The 702-nt window shown below is 52.6% G+C and carries 1 protein-coding gene; it reads right to left on the bottom strand.

All coding sequences use genetic code 11. The annotated features are described in order from the left end of the window. The coding region (locus AC5O77_RS21815; protein ID WP_494507180.1) for a winged-helix domain-containing protein at positions 1 to 577 on the bottom strand (577 nt) is incomplete at its 3' end. Between the last annotated feature and the right edge of the window lie 125 nt (positions 578 to 702).

Here is a 702-nt window from a genome sequence, read left to right as displayed (position 1 = left end):
GGATTAAGATATCGAAGCTCAAACGACTGTCGTCAGGAACCACAAAGCCGACGCCCGCTTCGGTAAAATAGCGACCAACAATCTGGCTGGTTTTTGGCACCAGTACGCGGACAATACGCGCTTCACGACGACCTTTACGGTCAGCGCCCAGCGGCTGCGCCAGCACCTGATCGCCATGAATGCAGGTTTTCATCTGCTCGCTGGAGAGATACAAATCATCTTTACGCCCTTCAACCCGCAGAAAGCCGTAGCCATCACGGTGGCCAATAACGGTACCTTTCACCAGGTCGAGGCGTTCCGGCAGCGCATAGCACTGACGACGAGTGAAGACCAGTTGACCATCGCGCTCCATCGCGCGCAGGCGGCGACGCAGGCCTTCAAGCTGCTCTTCGCCTTCAATGTGCAGTTCTACCGCCAGCTCATCACGGCTGGCCGGTTTTTCACGTTTGGTTAAATGTTCGAGGATAAATTCCCGACTAGGGATGGGATTCGCGTATTTTTCAGCTTCGCGTTCCTGGAATGGATCTTGTGACATCTCGGTTCCTCCGTTGCCATCTCTGATGAAGATTTTCGTCACTCCACCATCAATAATTTATAAAGCGGTTGATTCTCTTCAACCAAATCGGCAAGCGTGTAGTTATCCAGTTCCGTAAGAAAACTTTGCACGGCCTTAGAAAGCGCCTGTTTCAACCGACAGGCAGG

The organism is Stenotrophomonas sp. INTA L402-1, assembly GCF_059295135.1.
The sequence above is the reverse complement of the archived record's forward strand: the minus strand, read 5'-3'. Positions and strand labels throughout refer to the sequence as shown.